The 21,089-nt window shown below is 55.4% G+C and carries 20 protein-coding genes and 1 other RNA gene; 18 read left to right on the top strand and 3 right to left on the bottom strand.

The genetic code is table 11. From position 1 onward, the window contains the following. Positions 1-94: 94 nt before the first annotated feature. The 5 genes from petA to MWU64_RS07805 all read left to right on the top strand — a co-directional run bounded on the left by petA (position 95) and on the right by MWU64_RS07805 (position 3,884). Entirely contained in the window at positions 95-691 is a 597-nt protein-coding gene (petA, locus tag MWU64_RS07825) for a ubiquinol-cytochrome c reductase iron-sulfur subunit (RefSeq protein ID WP_247063199.1), read from the top strand. Next, the gene (locus MWU64_RS07820; protein ID WP_247063197.1) at positions 691-1,923 is read left to right on the top strand and encodes a cytochrome bc complex cytochrome b subunit; all 1,233 of its coding nucleotides are present in this window, start codon (positions 691-693) and stop codon (positions 1,921-1,923) included. The genes petA and MWU64_RS07820 overlap by 1 nt, the downstream gene beginning before the upstream one ends. Next, on the top strand, positions 1,923-2,678 hold the full coding sequence (locus MWU64_RS07815; protein ID WP_247063195.1) for a cytochrome c1: 756 nt from the start codon (positions 1,923-1,925) through the stop codon (positions 2,676-2,678). The genes MWU64_RS07820 and MWU64_RS07815 overlap by 1 nt, the downstream gene beginning before the upstream one ends. A gap of 107 nt (positions 2,679-2,785) precedes the next feature. Then, positions 2,786-3,421, top strand: coding sequence for a glutathione S-transferase N-terminal domain-containing protein (locus MWU64_RS07810; protein WP_199007681.1), 636 nt, complete (start codon positions 2,786-2,788; stop codon positions 3,419-3,421). A 58-nt stretch (positions 3,422-3,479) separates the two neighbouring features. Next, positions 3,480-3,884: a ClpXP protease specificity-enhancing factor gene (locus MWU64_RS07805; protein WP_247063243.1), complete on the top strand. Its 405-nt coding sequence runs from the start codon at positions 3,480-3,482 to the stop codon at positions 3,882-3,884. A 28-nt stretch (positions 3,885-3,912) separates the two neighbouring features. On the opposite strand, the gene MWU64_RS07800 is transcribed toward MWU64_RS07805, so the two are convergent. The 3 genes from MWU64_RS07800 to MWU64_RS07790 are packed head-to-tail and all read right to left on the bottom strand — an operon-like array spanning position 3,913 to position 6,746. Continuing rightward, on the bottom strand, positions 3,913-4,503 hold the full coding sequence (locus MWU64_RS07800) for an SIS domain-containing protein (RefSeq protein ID WP_247063242.1): 591 nt from the start codon (positions 4,501-4,503) through the stop codon (positions 3,913-3,915). Between the two features lie 10 nt (positions 4,504-4,513). Continuing rightward, positions 4,514-4,885, bottom strand: coding sequence for a YraN family protein (locus MWU64_RS07795; protein WP_247063190.1), 372 nt, complete (start codon positions 4,883-4,885; stop codon positions 4,514-4,516). Positions 4,886-4,904: 19 nt separating this feature from the next. Then, complete coding sequence (locus MWU64_RS07790; protein WP_247063188.1) at positions 4,905-6,746, bottom strand: penicillin-binding protein activator; 1,842 nt, start codon at positions 6,744-6,746, stop codon at positions 4,905-4,907. Positions 6,747-6,888: 142 nt separating this feature from the next. Here MWU64_RS07790 and rsmI point away from each other — a divergent pair, with 142 nt between their 5' ends. From rsmI to murC, 13 genes are all read left to right on the top strand, one after another. Next, entirely contained in the window at positions 6,889-7,758 is an 870-nt protein-coding gene (gene rsmI / locus MWU64_RS07785; RefSeq protein WP_247063186.1) for a 16S rRNA (cytidine(1402)-2'-O)-methyltransferase, read from the top strand. A 41-nt stretch (positions 7,759-7,799) separates the two neighbouring features. Further along, positions 7,800-8,149: RNase P RNA component class A (gene rnpB, locus MWU64_RS07780), an RNA gene on the top strand. A gap of 303 nt (positions 8,150-8,452) precedes the next feature. After that, on the top strand, positions 8,453-8,911 hold the full coding sequence (gene mraZ / locus MWU64_RS07775) for a division/cell wall cluster transcriptional repressor MraZ (protein ID WP_247063184.1): 459 nt from the start codon (positions 8,453-8,455) through the stop codon (positions 8,909-8,911). Beyond that, a complete protein-coding gene (gene rsmH, locus MWU64_RS07770; RefSeq protein ID WP_247063182.1) occupies positions 8,908-9,864 on the top strand; it encodes a 16S rRNA (cytosine(1402)-N(4))-methyltransferase RsmH in 957 nt (318 codons plus the stop codon). Before mraZ ends, rsmH begins: the two co-directional genes overlap by 4 nt. Positions 9,865-9,891: 27 nt before the next feature. After that, positions 9,892-10,296: a cell division protein FtsL gene (gene ftsL / locus MWU64_RS07765; protein ID WP_247063174.1), complete on the top strand. Its 405-nt coding sequence runs from the start codon at positions 9,892-9,894 to the stop codon at positions 10,294-10,296. A gap of 27 nt (positions 10,297-10,323) precedes the next feature. Next, the gene (locus MWU64_RS07760) at positions 10,324-12,066 is read left to right on the top strand and encodes a penicillin-binding transpeptidase domain-containing protein (RefSeq protein ID WP_247063173.1); all 1,743 of its coding nucleotides are present in this window, start codon (positions 10,324-10,326) and stop codon (positions 12,064-12,066) included. 2 nt (positions 12,067-12,068) lie between these two features. Next, positions 12,069-13,553: a UDP-N-acetylmuramoyl-L-alanyl-D-glutamate--2,6-diaminopimelate ligase gene (locus MWU64_RS07755; protein ID WP_247063171.1), complete on the top strand. Its 1,485-nt coding sequence runs from the start codon at positions 12,069-12,071 to the stop codon at positions 13,551-13,553. Further along, positions 13,550-14,947, top strand: coding sequence for a UDP-N-acetylmuramoyl-tripeptide--D-alanyl-D-alanine ligase (murF, locus tag MWU64_RS07750; RefSeq protein ID WP_247063169.1), 1,398 nt, complete (start codon positions 13,550-13,552; stop codon positions 14,945-14,947). Before MWU64_RS07755 ends, murF begins: the two co-directional genes overlap by 4 nt. Next, positions 14,932-16,017, top strand: a complete 1,086-nt coding sequence (gene mraY / locus MWU64_RS07745; protein ID WP_247063167.1) for a phospho-N-acetylmuramoyl-pentapeptide-transferase — start codon at positions 14,932-14,934, stop codon at positions 16,015-16,017. The genes murF and mraY overlap by 16 nt, the downstream gene beginning before the upstream one ends. 15 nt (positions 16,018-16,032) lie before the next feature. Further along, entirely contained in the window at positions 16,033-17,373 is a 1,341-nt protein-coding gene (murD, locus tag MWU64_RS07740) for a UDP-N-acetylmuramoyl-L-alanine--D-glutamate ligase (RefSeq protein WP_247063165.1), read from the top strand. After that, complete coding sequence (gene ftsW, locus MWU64_RS07735) at positions 17,373-18,572, top strand: putative lipid II flippase FtsW (protein ID WP_247063156.1); 1,200 nt, start codon at positions 17,373-17,375, stop codon at positions 18,570-18,572. Before murD ends, ftsW begins: the two co-directional genes overlap by 1 nt. Beyond that, entirely contained in the window at positions 18,565-19,650 is a 1,086-nt protein-coding gene (gene murG / locus MWU64_RS07730; RefSeq protein WP_247063150.1) for an undecaprenyldiphospho-muramoylpentapeptide beta-N-acetylglucosaminyltransferase, read from the top strand. Before ftsW ends, murG begins: the two co-directional genes overlap by 8 nt. Continuing rightward, positions 19,643-21,088: a UDP-N-acetylmuramate--L-alanine ligase gene (gene murC / locus MWU64_RS07725; RefSeq protein WP_247063148.1), complete on the top strand. Its 1,446-nt coding sequence runs from the start codon at positions 19,643-19,645 to the stop codon at positions 21,086-21,088. The genes murG and murC overlap by 8 nt, the downstream gene beginning before the upstream one ends. Position 21,089: the final 1 nt, after the last annotated feature.

Genomic DNA, 21,089 nt, shown 5'->3' with positions numbered 1-21,089 from the left:
TTTCCTCGCTTATAATTTTGGGTTGTGAAGTCCTTTTCGAAGCGCAGTATCGGTGTTTCCGCGTCTGTGCCTCGCCTGATGGGAGAAAACCATAATGAGTAATGGCGACGTGAGCCAAGGTCGGCGCCGATTTCTAATCGGTGCCACATCCGTGGTAGGTGGTGTCGGCGTCGTCGGTGCAGCTGTTCCTTTCGTAGCGTCCTGGAACCCCAGCGCAAAAGCGGAAGCAGCCGGTGCACCGGTAACAATGAATGTCGACAAAATTGAGCCAGGTCAGCAGGTAACTGTTGAATGGCGAGGCAAGCCTGTGTGGGTTGTGCGCCGGTCCAAAGATATGCTGGATCGCGTTGAGGAAATGACCCCTCGGTTGAAAGATCCAGAATCAACCGCAGCCAGTCAGCAGCCGGAATACATTAAGGGGGCTTCCCGCTCTCTGAAGCCGGAATTTATGGTTCTGGTAGGTATTTGTACGCACCTTGGTTGCGTTCCTACCTATCGTCCAGAAGTGGCGCCGGCAGATCTGGGTGAAGAGTGGCTAGGTGGGTTCTTTTGCCCATGTCACGGCTCCAAGTTCGATTTGTCCGGACGCGTACTTGCCGGGCAGCCAGCTCCTCTGAACCTGGAAGTGCCGCCCTACCGGTTCGATAATGATTCGACCTTGACGATTGGTCTTGATCCGGAGGCAGCGTAATGCAGAAGTTTATAAATTGGGTAGATGAGCGTCTTCCTATTGTCGATGCTTGGAATAACCATCTGGCGAAGTATTACGCGCCTAAAAACTTCAACTTCTGGTACTTCTTTGGCTCTCTGGCCATGCTTGTACTGGTTAACCAGTTGGTCACCGGTATTTGGTTGACCATGAGCTACAACCCGTCCGGCGAAGGTGCTTTCGCTTCCGTTGAATACATCATGCGCGATGTTGAATGGGGTTGGTTGCTGCGCTATCTGCACTCTACCGGGGCTTCTGCCTTCTTCGTGGTGGTTTACCTCCACATGTTCCGCGGCCTGATGTATGGCTCCTACCAGAAGCCTCGTGAGCTGATCTGGATCTTCGGCATGCTGATTTACCTGGTGCTGATGGCGGAAGCTTTTATGGGCTACCTGCTGCCATGGGGTCAGATGTCTTACTGGGGTGCCCAGGTTATCGTTAACCTGTTCGGCGCTATTCCGGTGATTGGTGAAGATCTGTCGTTGTGGATTCGTGGTGATTACCTGATCTCCGGTATCACACTGAACCGCTTCTTCGCGCTGCACGTTGTTGCGCTGCCGATTGTTTTGCTGGCGCTGGTTGTGTTGCACATCCTGGCGTTGCACGAAGTGGGCTCAAACAACCCTGACGGTATTGACATCAAGAAAAACAAAGATGAAAACGGCATTCCGAAAGACGGTATCCCGTTCCATCCGTACTACTCAGTGCACGACCTGCTGGGTGTGGCGGTGTTCTTCTTTATCTTCTTTATCGTGGTGTTCTTCTTCCCCGAAATGGGCGGCCTGTTCCTCGAGAAGCCAAACTTCGAGCCGGCTAACAACCTGAAGACCCCGGAACACATTGCTCCGGTGTGGTACTTCACGCCTTTCTACGCGATGTTGCGTGCGGTAACCGTTGACCTGTTTGGTCTGGATGCCAAGTTCTGGGGTGTTGTTGTTATGGGTGCGGCCATTGCAATCCTGTTTGTGTTGCCTTGGTTGGATAGAAGCCCGGTTCGGTCAATTCGCTACAAGGGTTGGTTGAGCAAAATCGCACTGACGATTTTTGCGATCAGCTTTGTGGTATTGGGTTACTTGGGTATCGTTCCAGCAACGGAAGGTCGAACCACTGTTGCCCAGATCCTGACCGTGCTGTACTTCGCGTACTTTATTCTCATGCCGTTCTATACGCGTATGGAGAAAACCAAGCCAGTGCCAGAGAGGGTGACAGGATAATGAGAAAGCTGATATTTGGTCTTTTCATAGCGATCCTGCCGGCTCTCGGGCTGGCAGCGGGTGCGGCGGTTCCTCTGGATGAGATGACTCCGGACCACACCGACAAAGCATCTTTGCAGCGTGGTGCCGCGTTGTTCACCAACTACTGCATGGGTTGCCACTCTATGGAGTACGCTCGCTACAAGCGTGTTTCTGATGATCTGGAAATCCCGGCAGCGTTGTATGAAGAGAATCTGATTTTTACCGGCGCTAAGATCGGTGAATTGATGAAGAACTCCATGGACAAGGGTATGGCTGCAGGTTGGTTTGGTGCGCCACCACCTGACCTGACTCTGGAGACTCGTCTGCGTGGCGAATCCTGGGTCTATTCCTACCTGCGTGGGTTCTACAAAGATGACAGCCGTCCCCTGGGCGTGAACAACGTGGTCTTCGATCTCGTTGGTATGCCTCATGTGATGGTTGGCCTGCAAGGTCTGTGTGCGGTTAAGCCCAATATTGGCGTTAAGCCAAATGTTGAGCCGCTCAGTGGCAACATCAATAACAGTGATGCATGTCCTGAGTACGCCATTGAAGGCAGCATGACAGGTGCTGAATTCGATCAGGCGATGTGGGATCTGACCAACTTCATGTCCTACATGGGTGACCCGGTAAAGGTTGAGCGCGAGCGTCTTGGTATTTTCGTGCTGATCTTCGTGGCCATCTTCTTCGTCTTCGCCTACTTGCTCAATCGCGAGTACTGGAAAGACGTACATTAAGATTTAGGGTATAATCCTTAATCCTAATTTCCAGCGGTCCTTTTAGGGACCGCTGGTTTTTTGCGTTTACTGGATTGTTTCGATTTTAGAATCGTGAGGTAGCTTATATGGGCGTTGTGACCAAGCGGTCATCAATGACGTTTTTCTCGGACCCGAATAGTCATTACAGCCATCGTGTGCGTATTGTATTGGCTGAAAAGGGCGTTACCGTTGATGTTGTTGATGTGGAGCCGGACAACCCTCCGGCAGAACTGGCGGACCTGAACCCGTACAACGCCGTTCCGACACTGGTGGATCGTGATTTGGTTCTGTATGAACCAAACATCATGATGGAATACTTGGATGAGCGTTTCCCGCATCCTCCGCTTTTGCCTGTGTACCCCGTTGCGCGAGCCAACAGTCGTTTGATGATCCATCGCATTCAGAAAGACTGGTGCGCTCTGGTTGATCAGATTGTTGCGCAGCCAACTGGTAAAGCGTCTGACGCTGCCCGTAAAGAGTTGAAGGAAAGCTTGCTGGCGACTGGCCCTCTGTTTGCGGAAATGCCGTTCTTCCTGTCAGAAGAGTTCACCATTGTGGATTGCTGCATCGCGCCAATCCTGTGGCGTTTGCCGGCTCTGGGTATCGAGCTGAGTGATAAAGACAAGCAGGCCAAGCCGCTGCTCAAGTATATGGAGAGTATCTTTAGCCGCGAAGGCTTTAAGGCGAGCCTCTCTGACCTTGAAGAAGATATTCGCAGTTGATGGTTTAACGCCCGGTTCCAGATCAGGAGTTGTTGTAGTGTCTGATTTAAATGTTGCCATGAGCTCCAGTCGCCCATACTTGGTAAGGGCGCTGAATGAGTGGATTCTGGATAATGACTGCACCCCATACATTGTTGTTGATGCGGGGGTTCAGGGTGTTCAGGTGCCTACAGAGCACGTGGCTAACGGGCAGATTGTTTTAAATATCAGCACTGGCGCTGTAAGAGGTCTGGTGATTGGTAACGGCGCGATCGAGTTTAGCGCTCGGTTCGGCGGTGTGCCTATGCAGGTGTTTATTCCGCTGCAAGCCGTGCTGGCCATCTACGCAAAAGAAAACGGTGAAGGAATGGTGTTCGGTAGCGAGCCTGGTTTTCCTGATCCAGACGGCGATGGAGATGACGCTTCAGCCCAAAAAGCGGATGAGCGGCCTTCGGGCAGACCAACGCTGAAAGTAGTGAAATAAGAAAAAAGCCGGCTTGCCGGCTTTTTTCTTATCCGCCAAATAGTTTTGCGTCGATCTGATCGCACAAGGCGTTGAGGATTACCATCATGAGTGGTGTGGCTTCGTGTGGTGCCAGATCGTTTAATGCAACTTCGTGGTCTTCGGGGTGCATCAGAGACGTGATGTCAGACTTTTCCCGTGCGCTTAGGACCACAACCATCATTTCGCGGTCGTGAGCTGCTTGAATCGCCTGAATCAAGTTGGCTTTATGGCCGTCATCAACGACTACAAACAGCAAGTCTCCAGGCTTGCCTACGGCTCGTACTTGTCTGGAAAAGGTATCGTTGAAGCGATTGTCCCGGCAGATCGCAGAATAGGTGGTGGCATCTGCGCCCAGGTTAATGGCGGGTAGGGCCGGCCGATCCTGATCAAACCGGGACAGAAGCGCCGTGCATAGGTATTGCGTGAGTACGTTGGCATTGCCGTTCGCGCAAGCGATGATTTTGCCATCCTGCAATAGTGTGCTCACAAACGCGTCTGCCACACTTCCAATCGCCGGGCCTGCGGTGACGGCGGCTTGCGCAGTCTGTTCCATGTGGTTTGCAAACCAGTAATTGATTCGTTCTTCAGTATTGGTCATGGTGCCGGTATTAATCTGCCTGAATTGCATTTTTAACCCATTGTACCCGGTATTTGCTGGTAGTTCCCGGCGTAATACCGATTACATCGATGCGCGTGTGAGCATCCCACAGGTTGTTTCGGTGAAGGTAGAATGAGGCGGCCCTGATCAATCGCTTCTGTTTGCTTGGTGTGATTGAGCTCAGGGGATCGACCAAGCTATTGGTTTTTCGGTACCGCACTTCAAAAAACACCAACACGTTACCGTCTTGGCCGATGAGGTCAATTTCTCCGCCCCGGTTATAAACGTTGCGTTCAAGTATGAAAACGCCACGGCCGCTCAGGTAGCGGGCAGCTACTCCTTCATAGAAATCGCCTAACGCTTTTTTGCCGTCCTTGGCCATATTCAATCGCTGGTTGGCTTTATTCGCCTGGCACGAGTGTGTCGGGGGCTTTGCTTTTCAGCACCTCGGGGGTTCCGTTAACAAACTTCGCCCATAATTGTTCCCTGTGTATGGCGCCTGCCGGCGTCATGGTCAGGGTGCCCGTGTGGCCGTCAATGGCTGCATCTTTGACTTGCTGCAGAAGCGGTAAGCGTTTGCTGAGTTGCCAGGCGTCGGCGCCCATGGCGAACAGGCGGCCCAGTTGGCCTTTGGTGCCACTCAGATACTGTTCCGCATCGCCGCGTAACGGGTTGTCTTCGGCAAGAACCCAAGGGATATCGGTGAACATCACGTTGTTCAAGTCTCGATCACGGCTGGGGTTGGGGACACCTTCGTAGGTGATTGAGGGTGCGTACACCGGAAGGTTGCCCGCGAAATAGAAGGCGAACAAGGGTTTAAATTGGCGGGCAATCGTTGGTGCTGCAACCATAACAATCGCTTCCGCGTCCTGGCGAGGCCGGGGTTCGAATTCCACGTTCAGGCCAATGGTGCGTTCGACATTGATTGCCCGCTGGCGCGATGCGGTTACGCCAAGGACGTCGGCGGAGATCGCGCGAAGATTGTCTTCCGGGAAGAAGCGCTGAACGTGCAGCGCTGTCACGCCAGTTTCTTGCAGTTTGTTGGTCAGGGCTGCGGAAACCCGGTCGCCCCATTCGCCGTTCGGGATGAGCGCCAGAATACGAGTGATACCGTCTTCCGCAAGCTGCTCGGCAATTTGCCGTGCTTCATCTTCGGCAGACAAGCCGTATTGGTAAAGGCCGTCAGGTGCTTTACTGTCGCCCGGCAGATAATTCAGGCCCAGCACCGGAACCGGGAGGGTGTTCATATCCGCAAGTTCGGTCAAGCCGTCTTTTTCAAGCGGGCCAACAATCAGATCAACTTTGCTGTTGCTCAGCTCGCTGTATAGATCGCGAAAGGGCCGGTCGGCAGTATCCACAACCCGGATATCTGTTTTGCTGCGATTGGTGCTGGTGTCTTTATAATAGGCCGCGATGAAGCCGTCCCGGATGGCTTTGCCGGCACTGGCTAACGGACCTTCGAGGGGCAGTGCCAAGACGATGTTTTCTGGTCGGGAGGACGAAATATCCGCCATGAGCGCGAGTTCTTTCGGCAGGGTTTGAGCTGCAGGGTGCCCCGGCCAGTTATTTTGCCACTGTCGAATGAGTCGCCCTTGGGCGTCTAGGTTGCTGTCAGAGTTCCGGAGCGTCATAGCAAGCTCCAGCCAGCCTTGGTTTTCAAACCCGATGGCGTTGTTGGTATTGGCCTGCAGTTTCTTTGAATCGACGTTTTTTAACTGGTTCCAGATTTTGTCATGAACGCTTTGTGGGCCGACGCTGCTGTCCGCTTGGCCGAGCAGAATCAGGGTCATGGCAGCCTCGAAAGGCTTCCCGGCCAACGCTTGGGTTTGTGCTTGCAGGTTGGCGGCCCGGGGCAGCAAATCGCTGGGGTAGTTAAGGAAGTTTTCCGTGTCGATAGTGGCGGCGAGTTCTTTTGCCCACGCCCGGTCTTCAAGCTCGATCGCACTGGCCATGGCAAGCAGTCGCTGCTGCTCGAGAGCTTGGCCTTTCGCGGATTTTAGCAAGTCGTCCTGGAGTATTGTTCTGGCGGCGGTATGATTGTCTTTCGATTGATAATTGCTCGCGATACGAAGCAGATAGCGTTGGGCGCGTTGGGTGTCATTTTCATCCGCTGCTATGGCTAGTGCTTGTTCTGGTGTGTCAGCAACATGCGTATCCAGGTTGATGGAGGCGCAGCCACTGAATAGGGTCATCAGTACGGCCAGTAGCGTAAACATGGGTAAAGAGTTGCTGTGTGTCATCATGGCAGGCTCGGTATCTCCGGATCATTGGGCTTGTGATGCCGCTCATTAGCTGGCAAGTTTACCAGCTCCCGGCCTATTTCACATGACGTGCCTGTCATGGGCAGGCTATAAGGCAGTGTTATCCATTCTCCGGAGTCATTTTATGCCCAGTTCTGAGCGAACGCCCGTTAGTGTCGGTGGACAGCTGTACGTTGTCGCAACGCCGATCGGAAACCTCGAAGATTTAACGGAGCGGGCTCGGCAAGTGTTGGCCAAAGCCGACTTAGTAGCGGCTGAGGACACCCGTCATAGTGGCAGGCTGCTGAATCATCTGGGGCTTAACAAGCAAATGTTGGCGCTTCATGATCACAATGAAAGGGCTCGGGTCAATCAGATCCTTGAGGCCTTGTCGCAAGGGCAAAGCGTGGCCTTGGTATCTGATGCCGGTACGCCTTTGATTTCTGATCCGGGGTATATTCTGGTTAGAGAGGCGCGCGCGGCGGGGTACCAGGTTTCTCCAGTTCCAGGCGCTTGTGCTTTGGTGGCCGCGCTTTCGGCAGCCGGTTTGCCAACCGACCAGTTTCTGTTCGCAGGATTTTTGCCGGCAAAGCGAGCTGGGCGGAAAGCTGCGCTGGAAAGTTTTAAGCGGCAGCCGGCTACCTTGGTATTTTATGAGTCCCCGCACCGAATCTGTGATTTTATGGAGGACCTCATCGAGGTTCTGGGCCCCGAACGAGAGTGTGTGCTGGGAAGAGAGCTGACGAAAACGTTCGAAACCTTCTATGCGGGAACGGCAGCTAAAGTGTTCGCCGATCTGCAGGCAGATCCGCACGGTTCAAAAGGTGAGTTTGTTGTGATGGTTCGTGGCTCCGACGAGGCACCGGGCGCAGAGGCCGCTGTTGACGCCGATAAATTGCTGGCGATGCTGGTCAAAGAGTTGCCGGTTAAGAAGGCGGCCAGGATTGTTTCGGATGTCTGTGGCTTGGGGAAGAATGAATTGTACCAGCGGGCGCTGGTGTTAAAGGGCGGTTAAAAGCACTTGCGCGCAGGCAGCGGCACGGGTATTGTCAGCCCCGAGCTCGCCAGACAGTCGCCGCCGGTTTTACCGGGGGAGGAAAGTCCGGGCTCCATAGGGCAAGGTGCCAGGTAACGCCTGGGCGGCGCAAGTCGACGGAAAGTGCAACAGAAAATACACCGCCTACGTGCCTTCGGGCGCCGGTAAGGTTGAAATGGTGCGGTAAGAGCGCACCGCGTGACTGGCAACAGTTCACGGCATGGTAAACCCCACCTGGAGCAAGACCAAATAGGAATCCGTTGGCGTGGCCCGCGCTGGATTCGGGTAGGTTGCTTGAGGTCTGTGGCGACGCAGGCTCTAGATGAATGACTGTCCACGACAGAACCCGGCTTATCGGCGAGCTCTCTTTTCCTATCAATATTTAATGTGCGTACTTCTCACAAGCCTGCGGTTATAGCCAAAAAATCTTATGCTTTAGATTAGGCTTTCAGAACGCCTTGCAGGTTCTTGTTTTTTCAATACTTCTCGTGCTCAGTTCAGTCTCTCCATAAATTTCCGTTTCGTAACCTCTTGTCATTAAAGGAAGTTTTGGCCTCGTGGCGGCCAAAGCGGCGCTTGCATTGTCTTTTGCGTGTTTCTATAGTGTGCGGAAGTGGGAAAAAGTGGTTTCTAGTGGTTTTTTGTGGAAATAGCACCCTTGGATACGGCGTAAATGAGCAACTTCCTTGGCAGTCATGCCATCAATATGGACGCGAAGGGTCGCTTAGCGATTCCGACAAAGCTGCGCGAAGAACTCGCGCAGCTTTGTGGTGGCCGTATTGTTCTGACTGCCAGCGCCAATACCGATGAGGAACGTTGCGTGCTGTTGTACCCGGAACCTGAATGGGAAATCCTGCGCCCCAAGATAGAAGCCCTTCCGAACATTAAGAAGCCGGTTCGGCGACTTCAGCGATTGATGCTGGGTAATGCAGCGCCGATGGAGTTGGACTCGGCGGGGCGTATTTTGGTGCCGCCTACGCTCAGAAGTTACGCCTATTTGGAAAAGAAATTGATGTTGATCGGTCAGGGTAATAAATGGGAGCTCTGGAGCGAAGAGCGTTGGATGGCCTGGCTGGATGAGTCTTCTGACGATGACGACGTGCCGCCTGAAATGGAGGCGCTGTCGCTATGACCAAGCCGGACTCTGATTCCGTTGACGGTTTCAAACATCGCTCTGTGTTGCTCGATGAAGCGGTCGATTACCTGGTTAACGACAGTGCAGGTTGTTATGTCGATGGTACATTCGGGCGCGGCGGCCACAGTCGGCTGATTTTGAGCCAACTTAACGAGCAGGGGGGCTTACTGGGCATTGATAAAGACCCTGAAGCGATCCGAGTGGCTGAAGCGTTGGCGGCCAGCGATCAACGCTTTGATTGGTTTCACGGATCTTTTTCGGAGCTCGATGAAGCACTGCGTGCCCGGCAGTGGTCGACGGTCAACGGTGTGTTGATGGATTTAGGCGTGTCTTCGCCGCAGCTGGATGATGCTGAGCGAGGTTTTTCCTTCATGAAGGATGGCCCGTTAGACATGCGGATGAATCCGCAGCAGGCGCCAAGTGCGGCGCAATGGTTGGCCAGTGCAGATGAAAAAGACATAGCAGATGTGATTTTCCGGTACGGCGAAGAGCGTTTCTCTCGCCGTATTGCGCGTTTGGTGGTTGAGCGACGTGCGGAAGAGCCGTTGGAAACAACCCGGCAGTTGGCCGAGTTAGTGGCCGAGGCTGTACCTAAAAAAGAGAAGCATAAACACCCGGCTACGCGGACCTTTCAGGCGATCCGAATTTTTATCAATCGGGAGCTGGAAGATCTGGAAATCGGGTTGAAGGTTGCTGCGGAGCGTCTGGCGCCCGGTGGCCGGTTGGTGGTGATCAGTTTTCACTCTCTGGAAGACCGGCTGGTAAAGCGGTTTATGAGAGATCTGGCCCAAGGGCCGAAGATTCCAAAAGGTGTGCCAGTGACGGCGGAGCAGATGCAGTCTTCTTACCGTCTGGTCGGTAAGGCCAATAAGGCCAGCGATCATGAAATAGACGAGAACGTTCGGGCTCGCAGTGCTGTCATGCGGGTGCTGGAGCGAACAACTCACTGAAGCGAATTCGCAAGGGAGCGAGACGCCATGGGCGCCGTAGCCATAGAGCAACCAACGAAAGCCGCAAAACTGAATAAAGAAAAAGTCAGAGAGGGTGTTGTCTCGGCTGTTCGGGTATCCCGAGAGGTTTTTGAAACGGCATGCAAAAAACAGGTGCTGGTATCTTTGATGCTGATACTGGCGCTTACCGTCTCGGCGATCGGGGTTGTGGTAAGTGCCCATGAAAACCGGGAGCTGTTCAATACATTGTCGACGCTGCAACAGCAGCGCGATGCACATGAGCGTGAATGGAGTCAGCTGTTGTTGGAACAAAGTGCGCTGAGCGCTCATGGTCGTGTTGAAAAGTTGGCAGCAGAACGTTTTGGCATGAAGGTTCCGGGGCGACAGGATATCGTTCTGGTGCCGTTGATGACGCCGATTGCGGCTAAATAAAACGATAACAGCAGCAAGGTGGCCAATTTGTCCGCTCAAAGCGAACAGACAAACAGCAGGGTGCAGCGACTGGTGGCAGGCTTGAAGGCCTGGCGCTTTTATTCTGTGCTGGGCGTTTTTCTGTTGGTGATGCTGGGCATTGGCTGGCGACTGACTGATCTGCTGGTTGTTGATAATGACTTTCTACGCCAGCAGGGTGATGTCCGCACCATTCGGACAGAATCCATTGACGCTCACCGTGGCGTGGTCACCGATCGCCACGGCGAGCCGCTGGCAGTGAGTACACCGGTTCAGACGGTTTGGGCAAACCCGTCAGAGATTGACCCCGAACATCCGAAACTGGCCGTGCTTGCTCGGGTGTTGGAATTGTCCGAAGGTGAGCTGCGCCAGCGCCTGCGTAGTTACGCCAGCCGTGAATTTATTTATTTGCGCCGCAAGGTTCAGCCCGCGATGGCTAAAGAGGCGTTAGCTTTGGGGCTCGGCGGCATTTATGCCCGCCAGGAATATCGCCGTTACTATCCTGCCGGTGAGGTGACCGCACACGTTGTCGGTTTTACCAACATAGACGAAGACGGCCAGGAAGGGATTGAACTGGCCTACAACCAGTGGCTGGAAGGCGAGCCCGGGGCAAAGCGCGTTCTTAAAGATCGTCGCGGTCACATCATCAAAGATTTGATGCTGGTGCGTGATGCCCGCCCCGGTAAAGGTCTTGAGTTGAGTATAGATCTCCGGCTCCAGTATCTCGCCTACCGTGAGCTGAAAGCCGTGGTTGGCGCCCACAACGCGCGTGGCGGCACGCTGGTCATGCTCGATGTCAGCACCGGTGAGGTGTTGGCAATGGTTAATCAGGGCTCGTATAACCCGAACGACCGCTCTCAGTTAGCGGTCGAGAATCTGCGAAACAAGGCGATCACTGATTTGTTCGAGCCTGGTTCCACCATCAAGCCGCTGACGATCGCAGCGGCTCTGGAGTCGGGCAAGTACAACGCCAATAGCACCATCGACACCTCGCCCGGCTATCGGCGCTTCGGGCGTTTCACCATTCGGGATCATCGCAATTACGGTGTGATGGATCTGACCAAAATCATCGTTAAATCCAGCAACGTTGGTGTGAGTAAGATCGCTAATGATCTGGGTGGCGATGTTCTGAGCAATCTGTTTTCGCGAATGGGGCTGGGGCAGGCAACCGGTGTTGGCTTTCCCGGAGAGGCCGTGGGTGTCTTACCTGCCCGCCCGAAATGGCGGCCGGTTGAAGAAGCAACTCTTTCCTACGGCTATGGCCTCAGCGTGAACGCACTGCAACTGGCTCAAGCTTATATGGTCTTGGCCAACGGCGGCATTCGGTATCCGGTTAGTCTGCTGAAACAAGAGCAGCCGCCGCAAGGACAGCGGGTTCTCAGCGAAAAAGTGACCTACGAAGTCCGGCAGATGCTGAAAGACGCCGTAGCGAAAGGCACGGGCGGCCGAGCCCAGCCCGGTCTGTACGCGGCTGGCGGTAAAACAGGTACGGTGCATCTGGTTGGTGCACATGGCTACGAAGACAGCATGTATAAGGCGATTTTCGCGGGTATGGCACCCATTGATGATCCGAAGATCGTAACAGTAGTGGCCGTAGATGCGCCTCAGTCAGGAGAGTATTACGGCGGTGAAGTGGCCGCGCCGGTGTTTGCCCGGGTTATGGGAGACGCGTTGCGTTTGCTGAACGTGAAACCCGAACTCGAAGTTTCCGGTGTGGCACCAGTGGCTGTCTCGTCAGGAGATAAGGGGTAGCTATGTGCATCACGTCGATCAGTAATCTGCTGCAAGGCATTGTGGATGTGCCTTCTGTCTTTGATGTCACGATTCATGGCCTGCAAACGGACAGCCGAAAGGTTACGTCCGGTGACGCATTCATTGCCTTGTCTGGCGCAACCACTCCGGCAGATGCCTACTTGGATCAGGCGATCTCGGCCGGCGCCACTGCGGTTTTGTTGGAAGCAAAAATTCCGCAAGAATGCCATGAGCGCCAGGGCGCACTGATTGTTCCGATTGTTGGTTTACGAAACCAAATGGGCCGCATCGCCACGCGCTTTTTTGAGCATCCCTCACGGCATTTACGGGTGGTGGGTGTAACGGGCACCAACGGGAAAACGTCGGTCACTCAATATATTTCGGCGCTGCTACAAGAGGCGGGTACGCCCTGCGGCGTGCTTGGGACTCTTGGGTACGGCATGCCCGGCCGTTTGCAGCCGGCAAGCCACACCACGCCGGATGTTGTTCAGGTAAATCGGGTACTGCACCAGATTCGTGGTGACGGTGGTCGCGCCGCGGTTATGGAAGTGTCTTCCCATGCGTTGGCGCAAGGGCGTATTGATAAAGTTGCCATGACCGGGGCGGTCTTTACCAACCTGACCCGGGATCACTTGGATTATCACGGCACCATGGAAGCCTATGGCGAGGCTAAAGCGCGCTTGTTCCGCCGCGAAGAGTTGCACTTCTCTGTGATTAATTTCGACGACCCGTTCGGGCGCCAGTTATACGAACAGACAGAAGGGTTGTGTGATCGGGTGCGTTACAGCCTGCATGAAGCCCAGACAGAGCTTTGGCTGAAAGAATTTACTCCGACTGCTTCGGGCTTTCGCGCCACGGTCGATGGCCTATGGGGCGAGTTTATATTGGAAGTGCCGTTGTTGGGGAGTTTCAACGCGAGCAATGTTCTGGCAGCCATGGCTACGGTGTTAACGCTGGGGGTTCCGGTGGATCGTGCCGTAGATGCCTGCTCCAGATTGGTACCGCCGGCGGGCCGGCTGGAAAAGTATACGGGGGCAGATGGCCGTTGTGTGGTGGTTGATTACGCACACACGCCAGATGCGCTGGCGAACGCGTTGGCGGCTCTGCGTCCCCACGCGGAAGGAAAACTGATCTGCGTATTCGGTTGCGGCGGCGATCGCGATCCGGGCAAGCGTCCCGAAATGGCGGCTGAAGCGCAAAAACGAGCGGATGTGATCATCGTAACGGATGACAACCCGAGGTCAGAGAGCCCGGGGCAAATCGCCAAAGACATCGAGAAAGGTTTCTCCGAAGGCACCGAATATCAGGTCATTCATGACCGGGCGGCAGCTATTGCTGAAGCTGTGGCCATTGCGGGGCCGAAAGACTTGGTATTGGTTGCCGGCAAAGGGCACGAAACCTGGCAGGAAGTGGCGGGCAAAAAGAATCCGTTCAGTGATGCCGAGCAGGTGCAGAAACAGTTGCGCCTTAATGGAGGTGTGGCATGATGCGCGCCTTTTCGCTGGCGGAAGCCCAGTCCTGGCTAGGTGCATCGCTTGCGGGTAAGCCGGTTGATGCAGGAACGCTGCAGTTTAACGGCGTGTCAACCGATACCCGTTCGGTTGGTGGCGGGCAGCTGTTCGTGGCTCTGCGCGGCGAACGCTTTGATGGCCATAAGTTCCTGGAACAGGCCCGTTCGCAAGGGGCCGTTGCAGCCGTGGTCGATACCGCCGACGAGTCGGTTCCGTTCCCACAGCTGGTGGTCGATGACACGGTTAATGCGCTTGCGGTGTTGGCAGCGGGTAATCGCAATGAAAGCAAGGCGCGCTTGGTGGCCATTACCGGCAGTAGTGGCAAGACAACCGTGCGCCAGCTAACCGCAGCCATCCTCGAACAGGTGGGCGAAGTGCTGGCGACTGAAGGTAACCTGAACAACCACATCGGTGTGCCATTAACGATGTTCCGGTTGGCGCCGGAACATCAGTACGGAGCGGTTGAACTGGGTGCCAGCGGCTTGGGAGAAATCGCCCATACGGTGGCCATTGTGCGCCCGCACGTAGTGATTCTGACCAATGCCGGTCAGGCGCACCTCGAAGGTTTTGGCAGTTATCAGAACATTATCAAAGCGAAAGGCGAGATCATTGATGGTGTCGCTGAGCAGGGTTTAGTTGTGCTCAACCGGGATGACCCTGCATATGATCAGTGGTTGGAGCGGGCCGGCGCGCGCCGGGTCGTGAGTGTGTCGCGGATGAGACACCCGCAAGCCGATTATCGGGCAGAAGCTCAGGTCGCGTCCGATCAAACCATGGTTGTTAAAGCGGAAGGTCCTGATGGTTGGGGCTGTGAATTCACCCTGCCGTTGGTGGGTGAACACAATGTCAGTAACGCCTTGTGCGCCATTGTCGCGTGTCGCGAATTGGGCGCAACCGATGAACAGCTTGTGCAAGGGCTAAGCGGCGTTCAAGCCGTCAAGGGGCGCTTGCTGGTGTTTGAGCCTGCGCCGGGTTTCACCATCATTGATGACAGTTACAACGCGAATCCGGCTTCCATGAAAGCTGCGATTGATGTGCTTGCTGGTTATCCGGGGCAGCGAGTAGCTGTATTGGGCGCGATGGCCGAACTGGGTGGGCAGGGCGATGACCTGCATGCCGAGATCGGGGCTCACGCCAAAGAAAAAGGTATTGAACGTTTGCTGCTGGTGGGGCCGGGTTGTGACGGCTACGCCAAAGGCTACGGGCAAGGTGCTGAACAATTCCAGACCCATGAGCAAGCTGTGAATGCCATCGTTGATGGCCGTCAGGGTGCCATGGTGGTGCTGGCTAAAGGTTCTCGAAGTTCCGCCATGGATCGTGTGGTGGAGGGAATGCAGACAAAGGTGAAAAACGCATGCTGCTCTGGTTAACAGAGGTTTTATCTCAATATTTTTCTGCGCTGACGGTGTTTCAGTACCTGACCGTGCGCGCTATTTTCGGAGTGCTGACGGCGCTCCTGATTTCCCTGATGATCGGCCCGCTGATGATCCGCAAACTCAGCCAGTATCAGATTGGGCAGGCGGTTCGGGATGACGGCCCTCAGACCCATCTGAGCAAGGCTGGTACGCCCACCATGGGTGGTGCCCTGATTCTTGTGGCTATCGCCATTTCAACGTTGTTGTGGGCAGACCTGAGTAACCGCTATGTCTGGACCGTGTTACTGGTTACCATTTTGTTCGGTGCAATCGGCTGGGTCGATGACTATCGCAAAGTGGTTGAGCGCAATCCCCGTGGTTTGCCCGGGCGCTGGAAGTACTTCTGGCAGTCGGTCATCGGCGCGGCTGCTGCGGTGGTTTTGTATGCAACCTCGACCCTGCCGCAGGAAACCTCCCTGTACCTGCCGTTTCTGAAAAACGTGTCCCTGACGTTGGGGCCTGTTCTGTTCATTCTGCTCACTTACTTTGTGATTGTCGGCAGCAGCAACGCTGTGAACCTGACCGATGGTCTGGATGGGCTGGCGATCATGCCCACGGTGATGGTTGCCGGTGCGCTTGCCATCTTCGCTTACGTGTCCGGGCACGCTGAATTCGCCAATTATCTGTTGATTCCACACCTCCCGGGTACCGGTGAACTCATCGTGTTCTGTTGCGCCCTGGTAGGCGCGGGCCTCGGGTTCTTGTGGTTTAACACCTATCCCGCCCAGGTGTTTATGGGGGACGTGGGCGCGCTGGCTCTGGGCGCGGCTTTGGGCGTGGTTGCCGTTATCGTCCGCCAGGAAATTGTTCTGTTCATTATGGGCGGTGTGTTCGTGATGGAAACCGTTTCGGTCATCCTGCAGGTGGCTTCGTTCCGCCTGACCGGACGCCGGATCTTCCGCATGGCACCGTTGCATCACCATTTTGAACTGAAAGGTTGGCCAGAGCCGCGAGTTATCGTGCGGTTCTGGGTGATTACTGTGGTTCTTGTACTGGTTGGCCTGGCCAGCCTGAAACTTCGATAGGAAATCTACGTCGCTATGAGTGTCATTGTTTCGGATCGTCGCACACTGATCGTAGGTCTCGGGAAAACCGGGCTCTCGTGTGTGCGTTATTTATCCGAGCAAGGCCGGTCGGTGACCGTGGCTGATAGTCGCGCTAACCCGCCTGGGCTGAACGAGCTGAAAGAGGGCTGGCCTGAAGTGACTGTGCACCTTGGAGCGTTCGACCCCGATCTGTTTGCTCAGTTCAGCGAGCTTGTCGTCAGCCCTGGTATCAGCATCACTGATCCGGCCATTGACGCGGCTGCCAAGAACGGCGCACTGGTTCGCGGTGATATTGATCTGTTTGCCGAGGCCGCTGATGCGCCTGTCGTTGCCATTACGGGATCTAACGGGAAAACCACCGTAACTACCTTACTGGGCGAAATGGCGAAAGCGGCCGGGCGAAACGTGCAAGTGGGTGGCAATATCGGCACCCCTGCTTTGGATTTGCTGGGGCAGGGTGCGGATCTGTATATCCTTGAGGTTTCGAGTTTCCAACTGGAAACCACGGACACTCTCAATGCTGTGGCGGCGACGGTGCTGAACGTCAGTGACGACCACATGGACCGTTACCCGGACAAAATGGCGTATTTTCAGGCCAAACAACGGGTGTATCGGGGCTGCAAGAACGCCATTGTTAATCTTGATGATGCGCTGAGCACGCCAATGGCGCGAGATAACCTGCGCTTTCTGTGCTTTGGCTTCAATCGGGTTAACCCCGATACCTTCAGTACGCGGGACGACGACCAAGGCACCTGGATTACCTTTGGCTTTGATAACGTGCTGCTCGCCAGCGAATTGAAGCTGATGGGGCGCCATAACATCAGCAATGTGATGGCTGCGTTGGCGCTTGGTCACGCTGCCGGACTGCCGATGCCGGTCATGCTGGATGTGGCTCGGGAGTTTCGTGGCTTGCCGCATCGCTGCGAGTTTGTCCGGAATCTGGACGGCGTTGATTACATCAACGACTCCAAAGGCACCAACGTGGGCGCAACCGTCGCTGCCATTGAAAGTTTGGCACCGGATCACGGCAAACTGGTTTTGATCGTCGGCGGTGAGGGGAAAGGTGCTGATTTTGCAACTTTGGCAGCCCCGGTTCAGCGCTTGTGTCGGGCGGTTGTGTTGATTGGCCGAGACGCAAACACCATTTCCGAAGTGCTTGGCCAAAGCGTTGAAAAGATTCCTGCAGAGTCGTTCAAGCAAGCGATTGCCAAAGCCCGGGACGTGGCTTGTGCGGGCGACCGGGTATTGTTGTCCCCGGCGTGTGCCAGTTTCGACATGTTCAAAGATTATAATGACCGTGGCGATCAGTTCCGCACGCTTGTGGAGGAGCTGTGATGCAAGTAGCAGCCCGCGTTCCGCAGCTCCAGACCAAGGCAATTGAGGTTCAGCCGCTGGCCGTTTTAGTGCTGACCTCTGTGGCTTTGCTGGTTATCGGCATGGTGATGATTTCATCCGCCTCGATGGACGTGGCGGCAGCCACAATGGGGAACAGCTACCACTACGTGGTACGACAAGTGATTTTCGCCATGCTGGGCTGCCTGGCTGCTTTGGTGGCCGTGAATATCCCGGTTTCCTGGTGGGAGCGCAGTGGCTGGCTGTTGTTGGGTATCGGTTTGTTGGTTCTGGTTCTGGTGCTGACCCCGCTGGGTCGCACCGTTAACGGGTCTACCCGCTGGATACCGGTGTTTTTCTTTAACGTGCAAGTGTCCGAAGTGGCCAAGCTGTGCTTGATCGCCTACCTCTCGGGTTACGTGGTGCGTCGCCGGGAAGCCTTGTTGAACGACTGGTCGGGCTTCTTCCGGCCATTGATTGTTTTGGGGCTGGCGGTTGGCCTGTTGATGATTGAGCCGGATTTTGGCGCCTCGGTGGTATTGAGCGCCGCCGCAGCCGGCGTGATCTTTCTCAGCGGCGTTCGGCTCACACGGTTCTTGCCGTTGATCGGGTTGATGGTGGTGGCAGGAACCATTCTGGTTGTTAGTGCCCCTTACCGCTTGAAGCGGGTGGTCAGCTATCTGGACCCGTGGAAAGACCAATTCGATAGTGGCTATCAGCTGACCCAGTCTTTGATTGCCTTCGGGCGTGGCGAGTGGACGGGCGTGGGGTTAGGTAACTCGGTTCAGAAACTGTTCTTTCTGCCGGAAGCCCACACCGATTTCATCTTCGCCATCATCGCTGAAGAGTTCGGGCTGATTGGGGCGCTGATTGTGGTGGCCCTGTTTACAGCTTTGGTGGTGAGCGGTTTCGTGATCGGCCGACGGGCCGAGCGAAGCGGTATGCCGTTTGGTGCTTGTTTCAGCTATGGCATTTCATTGCTGGTTGGTTTGCAGGCGGCCATCAACATGTGTGTAACAACCGGCCTTCTGCCAACCAAAGGGCTGACACTGCCCCTGGTCAGCTACGGTGGTTCCAGTTTGTTGGTGACTTGCGTGGGGCTGGGCATTATCGCCCGGGTCGAAATGGAACGTCTGGATAAAGAGAAAATGGCGGCAGACAAACCTGCCCGGAAAGTTAAAGGAGGCGCGGTTTATGACTAGTCCTCGTCGCTTCCTGATGATGGCCGGTGGCACCGGCGGCCACGTATTCCCGGCACTGGCCACGGCTCGGGCGTTGCAGGAGCAAGGCCATGAAGTGCATTGGCTGGGTGCCAAAGGTGGCATGGAAGAGCGATTGATTGGCGAAACCGAAATACCGTTGTCGTTGATTCGCATTAAGGGCCTGAGGGGTAAGGGCAAGCTGGCGTTAGTGCTGGCTCCGTTCCGCTTGATGCGAGCGCTTGGGGAAGCCTACACCCTGCTACGCAAAATCAACCCTGACTGCGTTGTCGGAATGGGTGGGTTTGTGACCGGGCCGGGTGGGGTAGCTGCCTGGTTGTTGCGCAAACCGCTGATTATCCACGAGCAGAATGCGATTGCTGGCATGACCAACCGCCTGTTAACGCGCTTCGCCAGCACCGTTTTGGAAGCCTTCCCCGGCAGTTTCGGTGATAAGACGGTAACGCGCTGTACCGGTAACCCGGTGCGTAAAGATCTGGTGACGCTGCCGGAACCGGCGCAAAGATTTGAAGGTCGAACCACGCCAACCCGAATTCTCGTGGTTGGCGGCAGCTTGGGCGCACAGGTGTTTAACCAGCAATTGCCGAAGGCGCTGGCAACCTTGCCTGAAAGCGAACGGCCGGAAGTGCGCCATCAGTGTGGTGAAAAAAATGCAGAGGCCGCGCGCGAAGCATACGCAGAGGCAGGTGTTAATGCCAGTGTTGAGCCGTTTATTCGCGACATGGCGGAAGCTTATGAGTGGGCAGATCTTGTCATCTGCCGAGCGGGCGCGCTGACCGTTTCTGAGTTGTGCGCAGCGGGTGTCGGCGCGTTACTGGTGCCTTTTCCGCACGCTGTTGATGATCATCAAACCCGCAATGGCCAACACATGGTGACGGCCGGTGCCGCCATACTGGTGCCACAGTCTCAACTGACGCCGGAAGTCTTGGCTGACACCCTGAAGGATTTGGCGGGTAACCGCGAACGTATTCTTAATATGGCACAGGCCGCCCGTTCGCTGGCGCGTCCTGATGCAACGGAGAGAGTTGTGAATTACTGTCTGGAGGCCGCCAATGGCTGATTCGAACAATACGCCTTTGGTGTATCAGGTTCCCGAAATGCGCCGTATTCGCGGTATCCACTTTATCGGAGTGGGCGGTGCAGGCATGAGCGGCATTGCCGAGGTTCTGAAGAACCAGGGCTATGAGGTATCCGGCTCGGACATCAAAGAGAGCCTGGTCACTGATCGCCTCCGTGTTATGGGCATTCAGGTCTACATTGGCCACCGTGAAGAAAACAGTGCGAACGCTGATGTTGTAGTGGTGTCGTCTGCCGTGTCCTCGGACAACCCGGAAGTGGTGTCAGCACGCAGCCGCAGAGTGCCGATCGTGCCTCGTGCCGAGATGCTGGCCGAGATTATGCGCTATCGCCACGGAATTGCGGTTGCCGGTACCCACGGCAAAACTACCACGACCAGCCTGATCGCGTCGGTCTTTGGTGAAGCGGGTTTGGATCCCACCTTCGTGATTGGCGGCAAGCTCAACAGTGCCGGTACCAACGCCAAGTTGGGCGGTTCCCGCTATCTGGTGGCGGAAGCCGATGAAAGTGATGCGTCTTTCCTGCACCTGACCCCAACGATTTCGGTGGTCACCAACATCGAAGCCGACCATATGGAAACCTATGGCGGCGATATTGAAAAGCTGAAGCAGACCTTCGTGGACTTCCTGCACAACCTGCCGTTCTACGGCATCGCGGTGATGTGTGTGGATGACCCCTATGTGCAGGAAATTATCCCGCGTATTTCCCGCGCCATTATCACCTACGGCATCGACAATCCGGATGCCGATTATCGCGCCGAGAACATTTCTTCCGACGGCCTCAAGACCCGTTTTGTGGTGCGTCGCCCTGGCGATCGCCCTGATCTGGATGTCGAGCTGAAAATGCCCGGCCGGCACAATGTGTTAAACGCACTGGCGGTGATCGCCGTTGCCACAGACGAAGGCGTAGACGATAAAGCGATTTGCCGCGGCTTGGCAGGTTTTGCTGGAGTGGGGCGCCGCTTTCAGGTGTACGGCGAATACCAGACATCGAAGGCCCAGGCCACTTTGGTGGATGACTACGGTCACCACCCGACAGAAGTGGAGGCGGTTATCAAGGCGGCTCGGGGAGCCTGGCCTGACCGCCGCATTGTCATGCTGTACCAGCCTCACCGGTTCACCCGTACTCGTGACCTGTACGAAGACTTTGTACGGGTGCTCTCTGAAGTCGATGGCCTGCTGTTGATGGATGTGTATTCCGCCGGCGAGGCTGCCATTCCGGGCGCTGATGGGCGGGCTTTGTGTCGCAGTATTCGCCAGCGCGGCAATGTCGAACCGGTATTTGTTGAAGACAACCAAGAGATTGAAAATCTTCTGGAAAAGATACTTCAAGACGGCGATTTGTTGATTACCCAAGGCGCCGGGGACATTGGCGGCGTGGCGGCACGCCTCGCCGCAGCAGGAGTAGCGAAAAGTGAGTGAT

This window comes from Marinobacter sp. S0848L (assembly GCF_023016065.1).
Classification (GTDB): domain Bacteria; phylum Pseudomonadota; class Gammaproteobacteria; order Pseudomonadales; family Oleiphilaceae; genus Marinobacter.
The sequence above is the reverse complement of the archived record's forward strand: the minus strand, read 5'-3'. Positions and strand labels throughout refer to the sequence as shown.